Origin of the sequence: Kluyvera sp. STS39-E (genome assembly GCF_040932435.1) — a bacterium.
Classification (GTDB): Bacteria; Pseudomonadota; Gammaproteobacteria; order Enterobacterales; family Enterobacteriaceae; genus Kluyvera.
Genome location: NZ_JBFQGA010000016.1, coordinates 38,911 through 45,455, shown reverse-complemented (window position 1 = coordinate 45,455; position 6,545 = coordinate 38,911). Strand labels below are relative to the sequence as shown.

Below are 6,545 nucleotides of genomic sequence, written 5' to 3'. Positions count from 1 at the left end.
AATCCGGGTAGTGACAAAGAAATTCGGTGGAGCGGTAGTTCAGTCGGTTAGAATACCTGCCTGTCACGCAGGGGGTCGCGGGTTCGAGTCCCGTCCGTTCCGCCACTTATTGATAGCCCTGAGCATTTGCTCAGGGCTTTTCTTTTTGCCTGTCGCTTTATTATTGCGTTTTTAGCAAAAATCCTCTGCATTTCACGATCTTTTTCCCGATCCTCGCTTTCGTCATAATGAACTCAGTTAACCCATTATGAAAATAAAGAGGAAAATCATGACAATCCCTGCATTTGGTCTCGGTACCTTCCGTCTAAAAGACGACGTCGTTATCGCATCTGTAAAAACAGCTCTGGAACTGGGCTACCGTGCCATCGATACCGCGCAGATTTATGATAACGAAGCGGCGGTGGGCCAAGCCATTGCTGAAAGCGGCATTGCTCGCGATGAGTTGTTTATCACGACGAAGATCTGGATTGAAAACCTGGGTAAAGACAAACTGATCTCCAGCCTCAAAGAGAGTTTGCAAAAACTGCGCACTGACTACGTAGATTTGACGCTGATCCACTGGCCATCGCCGAGTGATGCAGTGGCCGTGGAAGAGTTTATGGCTGCACTTTTGGAAGCCAAAACGCTAGGATTGACCCGCCAGATTGGTATCTCTAACTTCACGATTCCCTTGATGGAGCGCGCAATCGCAGTCGTCGGTGCCGAGAATATCGCAACCAATCAGATTGAGCTGTCACCTTACTTACAAAACCGTAAAGTTGTTGATTGGGCTTTAGCACACGGCATCCATATTACTTCTTATATGACATTGGCCTACGGTAAGGCATTGAAAGATGAAGTGATTGGTCGCATCGCGGCAAAACATAACGCCACGGCTGCGCAGGTGATCCTGGCGTGGGCAATCGGAGAAGGTTATGCGGTGATTCCATCTTCGACCAAACGTGAAAACTTAGCCAGCAACCTGCTGGCTGTGGATTTACAGCTTGATGCAGACGATAAACAGGTGATTGCTGAACTCGATTGCAACGATCGCCTAGTGAGCCCAGAGAGCCTGGCTCCTCAGTGGGATTAATACTGCCTTAACCCTCTAAACCCTCAGGTAGCCCGGACGAGGCATTTGCGCCGACGCCGGGAGACCTCAACATTGTGTTGCGCTGTTGGGTCACTTCTTTACATGCTCGCTTAGAAAATCAATAAATGCCCTGATCCGCGTGCTCACCGCTCGGTCGCTGTAATAGACCGCGCTAAACGGCATTTCGACCGGCATTCGCTTATCCGCCAGCAGCTCGACAAACTCCCCTCTGGCAATCTCCTTATCCACCATATAATCCGACAGACAGGCAATTCCGTTACCACTCAGACACAGCTGTTTAAGCGTCTCACCGCTGTTCGACGAGACACTGCCGCTGATCTCAATAAACTGCCCATCGCAGCAGTATACCGGCCAGGTATTCAACGACGTGGGTTCGGTAAACCCTAGGCACTGATGATCTTTGAGATCGGTCGCCTGCTCCGGCATGCCATAGCGAGCAATATAATCGGGTGAGGCAATGATCTTGCGATAGCTGGTAAATAGCGGTCGGGCGCGTAGGCTGGAGTCGGTTAACGTTCCGGCGCGTATCGCGACATCGACCTTACGCTCAATGAGATTGATAAACGTCTCTGACGAAACCAGAGATAACGTCATCTCAGGGTACCGTTCACGGAACGGCTTAACCAGTGGCATCAGGAAGTGCAGCATGACCGGCGTGGCCGCATCGACCCGCAGTAAACCGCGCGGCGTATTACGCGTGTCCAGTAGCTCGTTCTCTGCGGCGGCCATCTCCTGTAAAACTACCTGCATTCGGCGGAAATAGCGCTCCCCCTCTTCGGTCAGGCTTAATTGTCGAGTTGTACGGTTAAGCAGGCTGACGCCAAGCTTGGATTCCAGTTTTTTTACCGCGCGGCTTACTGCGGAATTCGCAAGCTCGAGCTGCTCTGCTGCCCGGCTAAAACTCCCGCTTTCAACCACTGCGACAAAAATGGCGATTTCTTCTGAGGTTGCTCTCATTATTGCACCTGAAGCAAAATTATATTGAGATTTTGAATATTTTTGTTATTTAAACACCTCGGCATACTACGTGTCATCTTAATACTGAATGATGTGGAGTAAATTATGCCGCTGGCGCTACTTGCCTTAACGATCAGTGCCTTTGCTATTGGCACTACCGAATTTGTCATTGTTGGTCTGGTTCCGACGATTGCAGAACAGTTATCTATCTCTCTGCCTTCTGCAGGGCTGCTGGTTTCCATCTACGCACTGGGCGTAGCGATTGGGGCTCCAGTATTGACTGCGCTGACGGGTAAACTGCCGCGTAAACAGCTTTTACTGGCGCTGATGGTGCTGTTCACCATTGGTAACTTGCTGGCTTGGCAGGCTCCGGGGTACATCACTCTGGTGATTGCTCGTCTGTTGACCGGCCTCGCTCACGGTGTGTTCTTCTCTATTGGCTCAACAATCGCTACCAGCTTGGTCCCGAAAGAGAAAGCCGCTTCGGCGATTGCCATTATGTTTGGCGGCCTGACCGTCGCGTTGGTCACTGGTGTACCGCTGGGTACATTTATCGGTCAGCACTTCGGCTGGCGCGAAACCTTCCTTGCGGTTTCCATGCTGGGTGTGATTGCACTTATCGCCAGCGCTATTCTGGTGCCGCGTAATATCCCAGGACGCGCACCGGCGAGTTTATCTGACCAGCTTAAGGTTCTGACTCATCCACGACTGCTGATGATCTACGCGATTACCGCTTTGGGCTACGGCGGGGTATTTACCGCTTTCACCTTCTTAGCCCCGATGATGCAAAACCTTGCCGGTTTTACACCGAATGCGGTCAGCTGGATCCTGCTAGGCTACGGTGTTGCGGTTGCAATCGGCAATATCTGGGGCGGTAAGCTGGCCGATAAACATGGTGCGGTACCGGCTCTGAAGTTTATTTTTGCCGCCTTAGCTGCATTGTTAGTGGTGTTCCAGTTCACTGCATCCATCCAATATGCTGCGCTGGCAACAATACTGGTGATGGGGATCTTTGCTTTTGGTAACGTACCGGGCCTGCAGGTCTATGTGGTACAGAAGGCGGAGCAATATACACCGGCGGCCGTTGATGTTGCATCGGGCTTGAATATCGCGGCTTTTAACGTCGGGATTGCATTAGGTTCAGTCATCGGAGGCCAAACAGTTGAACACTATGGTTTGGCACAAACCCCATGGATTGGCGCACTGATTGTCATCGCGGCTTTGTTACTGACGGGTCTGAGCGGACGACTGGATAAAAAGGCGCGCATCGCGTTAGGCTAAGGCCGGAACGGTAAGCGAAGACTTACAAAAGTTCACTTGGCTTTATCACAAATAGCGTTGAAACCGTGGGCGAAAGTCCCTATAACAGAAGAACCTTCCTGGAAGCAGGCGGGTTCTTTCGTTATTGAGGTTATAGAAGAAAGTGCGAAAAAATACCTATGCTATGCGCTATATTGCCGGGCAACCTGTAGAGCGGATCTTACCGCCACCGGACGCATATACCAGCATTAGCCAAGCATTGACGATGGGTAAGCCGCTAAGCACTGAAGAAAACATTCGTATTCTAGTGTGGAATATCTTTAAGCAGCAGCGCGCTGAATGGCTTTCAGTGTTGAATAAGTTCGGCAAAGATGCACACCTAGTGCTGCTCCAAGAAGCGCAAACGACACCTGAATTAGTGAAGTTTGCGACCACTAACTACCTTGCAGCCGATCAAGTGCCAGCGTTTGCGCTACCGCATCACCCATCAGGAGTCATGACCTTATCTGCCGCGCAGCCTGTATACTGCTGCCCGCTGCGTGAACGTGAACCTATTCTCAGGCTTGCAAAGTCAGCGTTAGTGACCGTTTACCCACTTCCAGATGCACGGTTGCTGATGGTCGTGAACATCCATGCGGTTAATTTCAGCCTTGGCGTAGATGTCTACAGTAAGCAGCTTATTCCTATCGGCGAGCAGATCGCGCAGCATAATGGTCCGGTTATTATGGCTGGGGACTTCAACGCTTGGAGTCGACCACGAATGAATGCGTTGTATCGCTTTGCCCGCGATATGTCACTGCGTCCGGTGCGTTTTGATGACGATCAGCGTCGCCGCGCCTTTGGCCGGCCGCTCGATTTTGTTTTCTATCGGGAACTGAACGTTAGCCAAGCATCGGTGCTGGTAACCCGTGCATCGGATCACAATCCGCTTATCGTGGAGTTTAGTCCAGGGAGATAGGACCAAGACAACAAAAAAGGCACCGGGGGAATCGGTGCCTTTTTTACTGATTGCCTGTCAGGAATCAGGCCGGTCGTTGTTTTTCACAAACAGCGTGAGCTGATCGCCTGGCTGCAGATTGCCAGCGTCGTTATTCCAGCGCATCACATCTTTGATGTTAACGCCGTGACGTTTAGCAATGCTCGACAGCGAATCGCCCTTACGTACGCGGTACGTAATGCTGCTGTTATCGGCAAGACGCGCAGCGCTGCTACCCGCACCTACCGTTAGGTTTTGACCAACTTTCAGATTGCTGCCACGCAGGCTATTCCACTGTTGCAGGTCTTTCGCCGTCACGCCTAAACGTGATGCGATACCGGACAGGGTATCACCCGAGCGCACTTTGTAGCTGCGGCTGGTCATCGGCGTGTTGTCGGCAACCAGCGTTGGCTGGAGATCGGCAATCTCACCGGAGGCCAGTGACTCACGCAGCTGGTCTGCATGCTTCTGTGGCACCATGACGTACTTCGGACCCGTCGCTCCGAGCGTTGAACCTTTAACGCCTGCATTGAAGGTCTTCAGCTTGCTGACCGGCATTCCTGCCATATCTGCCAACTGGGAAATTTCAACCGGGCTATCAAGGCGAACGCGCGCCAACGCTCTGCTTTCGTCAGCACTTGGCAGACGAACGCCGTAGCGTTTGCTGTTTTTGAGAATATCACTCAAAGCCAGCATCTTAGGCACGTACAGCTTGGTTTCCTGTGGCAACGGCAGTGACCAGAAGTCAGTGGGCTTGCCACGGGCTTTGTTCACTTTCATCGCTTTCATTACACGGCCTTCACCGCTGTTATATGCCGCTACGGTCAACAACCAGTCGCCATCGAACATTTTGTTCAGACGCTGCATCATATCCAGTGCCGCCGTTGTGGAAGCAACGAGGTCACGGCGTGCATCATAACTGCGGGTCTGTTTCAGACCGTAATTTCGCCCTGTGCTCGGAATGATTTGCCAAATGCCTGCGGCATTGGCACCAGACGTTGCGTGCGGGTCAAAAGCGCTCTCCACTATGGGTAGTAATACCAGTTCCATTGGCATGTTACGTTTCTTAACTTGCCCGGCTATCCAGTACATATACGGCTCTGCCCGTAAAGTTACATCGTGGAGATAGCTCTTATTCTTCAAATACTTCTGTTTCTGTTCGCGAACCCGGGTGTTATCCGGTATTCCCATCTTTAGCTCGTCGCCAATATAAGCCCACAAGTCTTGATTCTGCGTGTCGAATGTCCCATCGTCCATCCAACGTGCCTGACTTGCGAACTTACTTGCTTCCCCTTGACTAGCCGCAGAAAGGCTCTGTGCGTGCTGTTGGACGTTGCCCTGCTGTGACGCCTGGCACCCCACGAGCAGGACAGAGGCGAGTAATATCGCTTTTGCCTTCATGTGTGTGTCAATAGTTGCTTAAAAGACGAGCGATCATAACGGCGAACTTTCGAAAACGCAACCCTGAAGTATCAGAAGTTATCTTTCTTTGACCGTAACCATGCAAATCGTTGCTCAGATTGTAGCAACTTTGTTTCTTTCGATATTTCATTAACTAAATCAATATCATCCGTTCTTAAAAAGAGATTAATCCTGCGCTCTTTTTTCAGAGTTGTGGGGAGTGTTATTTGTTTTTTTGCACGTAACTCCTTAACTTCTAGGTAGTATTCGTTAATGAACAAATCATGCGGTAAAACGCTCAGCGCAAATGCCATATTGGAGAGCGTATACTCATGAGCGCAACAAATTAGGGTCTCATCCGGGAGCATGTTAATTTTCTGGAACGACTGATACATCTGGGTTGCGGTGCCTTCAAATAACCGTCCACAGCCGCCGGAAAACAGGGTATCGCCGCAAAAAAGATACGGGGCGCTGTAGAAACAGATATGTCCTAAAGTGTGCCCCGGTGTAGCGAAAACGTGAAAGTCTTGGTCAAGAACGCGAATTTTTTCGCCATCAGCAACTATTTTTGTCGTTCCTTTGCTTTCGGTCTCTTTTGGGCCGTAAATGATAAGATTCGGAAAAGCCTTATGCAGATCTGCCACCCCACCGACATGATCCTGGTGGTGGTGAGTGAGTAAAATAGCTTCAGGCTGCCAGTTATTTTGTTCAATAGCTTTGAGCACAGGGGCGGCGTCGCCGGGATCGACGATCACACAGCGACCTGTTTCATCATTAAGAACCCAGATGTAGTTGTCCTGAAATGCAGGAATACTGTTAAGATTCATTCGTTACCTCTTACGCGTAGGGAAGGTTGTG

The 6,545-nt window shown here is 50.7% G+C and carries 6 protein-coding genes and 1 tRNA gene; 4 read left to right on the top strand and 3 right to left on the bottom strand.

What is annotated here, in order from left to right; genetic code table 11:
- The first annotated feature begins 28 nt into the window (after positions 1-28).
- Positions 29-105, top strand: a tRNA-Asp gene (locus AB4K05_RS23985).
- 163 nt (positions 106-268) lie between these two features.
- Positions 269-1,072 carry a 2,5-didehydrogluconate reductase DkgB gene (dkgB, locus tag AB4K05_RS23980; protein ID WP_368482185.1) on the top strand — a complete coding sequence of 268 codons (804 nt, stop codon included), beginning with the start codon at positions 269-271 and terminating at the stop codon, positions 1,070-1,072.
- Between the two features lie 90 nt (positions 1,073-1,162).
- On the opposite strand, the gene yafC is transcribed toward dkgB, so the two are convergent.
- On the bottom strand, positions 1,163-2,050 hold the full coding sequence (gene yafC / locus AB4K05_RS23975; RefSeq protein WP_368482184.1) for a DNA-binding transcriptional regulator YafC: 888 nt from the start codon (positions 2,048-2,050) through the stop codon (positions 1,163-1,165).
- A 105-nt stretch (positions 2,051-2,155) separates the two neighbouring features.
- Here yafC and AB4K05_RS23970 point away from each other — a divergent pair, with 105 nt between their 5' ends.
- Positions 2,156-3,331 (top strand): MFS transporter, encoded by a 1,176-nt coding sequence (locus AB4K05_RS23970; protein WP_368482183.1) that lies wholly within the window; start codon positions 2,156-2,158, stop codon positions 3,329-3,331.
- 142 nt (positions 3,332-3,473) lie between these two features.
- Positions 3,474-4,268, top strand: coding sequence for an endonuclease/exonuclease/phosphatase family protein (locus AB4K05_RS23965; RefSeq protein ID WP_368482182.1), 795 nt, complete (start codon positions 3,474-3,476; stop codon positions 4,266-4,268).
- A 57-nt stretch (positions 4,269-4,325) separates the two neighbouring features.
- Here the strand turns inward: AB4K05_RS23965 and mltD are convergent, their stop codons facing one another.
- Entirely contained in the window at positions 4,326-5,687 is a 1,362-nt protein-coding gene (gene mltD, locus AB4K05_RS23960; RefSeq protein WP_368482181.1) for a murein transglycosylase D, read from the bottom strand.
- Between the two features lie 71 nt (positions 5,688-5,758).
- Complete coding sequence (gene gloB, locus AB4K05_RS23955) at positions 5,759-6,514, bottom strand: hydroxyacylglutathione hydrolase (protein ID WP_368482180.1); 756 nt, start codon at positions 6,512-6,514, stop codon at positions 5,759-5,761.
- Between the last annotated feature and the right edge of the window lie 31 nt (positions 6,515-6,545).